This window comes from uncultured Tessaracoccus sp., assembly GCF_947255005.1.
GTDB lineage: Bacteria > Actinomycetota > Actinomycetes > Propionibacteriales > Propionibacteriaceae > Arachnia.
On record NZ_CAMYFI010000136.1, the window covers coordinates 1 to 2507 of the forward strand.

The 2507-nt window shown below is 66.3% G+C and carries 3 protein-coding genes; all 3 read right to left on the reverse strand.

The features are described 5' to 3' along the window. A partial coding sequence (locus tag Q0X61_RS13310; RefSeq protein ID WP_297743381.1) for a biotin/lipoyl-containing protein occupies window positions 1-215 on the reverse strand: 215 nt, incomplete at its 3' end. A 9-nt stretch (window positions 216-224) separates the two neighbouring features. After that, entirely contained in the window at window positions 225-1199 is a 975-nt protein-coding gene (locus tag Q0X61_RS13315; protein ID WP_297743382.1) for an alpha-ketoacid dehydrogenase subunit beta, read from the reverse strand. Then, complete coding sequence (locus Q0X61_RS13320) at window positions 1199-2284, reverse strand: thiamine pyrophosphate-dependent enzyme (protein ID WP_297743383.1); 1086 nt, start codon at window positions 2282-2284, stop codon at window positions 1199-1201. Before Q0X61_RS13320 ends, Q0X61_RS13315 begins: the two co-directional genes overlap by 1 nt. Window positions 2285-2507: the final 223 nt, after the last annotated feature.

The window sequence follows — 2507 nt, forward strand, 5'->3', positions numbered from 1 at the left end:
TCGGTGCCCACTTCCACTTCCGCACCCTCATCCACCAGCAGCGCCGTGATACGCCCCGCATACGGGGAGGGCAGCTCCACGATGGATTTCGCCGTCTCGATCTCGACGAGCACCGTGTTGACCTGCACGTGGTCGCCCACGGCTACCCGCCACTGCACGATCTCCGCCTCAGTGAGGCCCTCTCCGGCGTCGGGCAATTGAAATCTCTTCAGCATAGGTTCTCCTCAGTAGGCCAGCGATTGGTCGACGGCTGCGAGAATGCGGTCGACGCCAGGCAGAAATTGGCGCTCGACGCGCGCGGGCGGGTAGGGGATGTCGTAGCCCGCAACGCGCAGCACAGGCGACTCCATGACGTAGAACAGTGTTTCGTGCAGGCGCGCGGCGATCTCGGCGCCAGGCCCAAGGTTGCGGTGCGCTTCGTGCACGACGATCGCCCGCTTCGTGCGCTCCACGGAGGCTTCGACGGAGTCCCAATCAACAGGGCTGATGGTGCGCAGGTCGAGCACCTCCAGGTTTCGCCCCTCGTCAGCGGCGACGGCGGCGGCGTCGAGGCACGTTGCCACCGTCGGCCCGTACCCAATGAGGGTGGCGTCTGCCCCGTCGCGCACGATGCGCGCGGCGTGCAGCCCAGCCGGCGCGGCGTCGAGCTCCACCTCGCCCTTCGCCTGGTAGCGGCGTTTGGGTTCGAGGAAGACGACGGGGTCGTCGGAGCTCACGGCCTGCTGGATCATCCAGTACGCGTCGTTCGGGTTCGACGGCGCCACCACCCTAAGCCCGGGAGTATGCGCGAAGTACGTTTCGGGCGATTCGGAGTGATGCTCCACCGCACCAATTCCGCCGCCGAACGGAATGCGGATCACGACGGGCATCGGCACGCGCCCGCCGGTGCGGCCATGCAGGCGGGCGAGTTGCGAGACGATCTGCGAAAACGCGGGGTAGGTGAACCCGTCGAATTGCATCTCCACCACCGGCCGATACCCGCGCATGGCGAGCCCGATGGCGGTGCCGACGATGCCCGACTCGGCCAGCGGCGAGTCGAGGACTCGGTGCTCGCCGAAGTCGCACTGAAGGCCCTCGGTGACGCGAAACACGCCGCCGAGTTTGCCGATGTCTTCGCCTGCCAGCAGCACGTTCGAGTCGTCTTCGAGCGCGCGACGAAGCCCCGCGTTGAGGGCCTTGGCCATGCTGAGCTTCGACATCACGCCACCTCGTATTCCGCAGCGAAGCGAGCGAATTCGCGATGCTGCGCGGCCAGTTCGGCGTCTGCCTCGGCGTAGCAGTGTCCGAACAGCTCCTCCATCGTCATGTCGCGCAGCTGGGCGATGGTCGCGCGCGTCTCGGCGCCCAGCTCTTCGGCCTCTCGCTCCAGTTCGGCGAGGTAGGCGTCGTCGATTTCGTCGATGCTGCGCAGATAGGCGACGACCCTGTCGATCGGGTCCCGCTCCCGCCAAGCCGCCTCCTCGTCGCGGCCCCGATACTTCGTCGGGTCATCCGCCGTCGTATGGGCGCCCATGCGGTAGGTGTACGCCTCGACGAGCGTCGGCCCCTCACCACGCCTCGCGCGCTCCAGCGCCCACCTGGACACGGCCTCGACGGCCAGCACATCGTTGCCGTCGACGCGCACGCCGGGAAATCCGAACCCGCGGGCGCGCTCGAACAACGGGATGCGCGACTGCAGCGACGTTGGCTCCGATATCGCCCACTGATTGTTCTGGCAGAAGAACACCACGGGTGCGTTGTAGCTCGCGGCAAACACGTAGGCCTCGTTCACGTCCCCTTGCGACGAGGCACCGTCGCCGTGAAATACCATGACAGCCTCGTTAGCGCTGGGATCAGCATTGCCCACCGCACCGTCGAATTGGATCCCCATGGCGTACCCGACGGCGTGCAGGGTGTGCGCGCCGATCACGAGCGTGTAGGTGCGGAAGCGGTGCTGCATGTCCCAGTGACCAGGGTCGCAGCCCCGGAAGAACGCGAGCATTTGCTGCATGGGGAAGCCGAGCGCGAGGGCCATCGTGTGCTCGCGGTAGGAAGGAAAGACGTGGTCACCCGGGGCGAGTGCCCTGGCCGCTCCAACTTGGGCGGCTTCCTGGCCGAGCTGCGGGGGCCACAGCCCGAGTTCGCCGTGGCGTTGCAGGGCGGTGGCTTCCGCGTCGAATCTGCGCCCCAACCACATGTCGCGCAAGCTGGCGCGCAGGTCGTCGGCGGTGCCCTCCCAGGCGAAATCGGGATGGCCTTGCCGGGCGCCGTCGGGGGTCAACAGTTGCACCATAGAGTCGTGCACGCGGATACCCTTTCTAAAGTTACGGATACGTAGCTTACACAAGCGTAGGCAGCGATAGAGCCCGTCCGGGATGGAGGAAACGCACAAAGCAACGCGGTAGACGTTGGAATCTCGCCTCCTCGGCAGCAACCCGCGCGCGTTCCGCCATATGAATTCTTGGCAAACTGCTTGATTTCCATGTGCGACTTATAGTTCGCTCAGTACGTGGCCCGCGCGCGCGGGC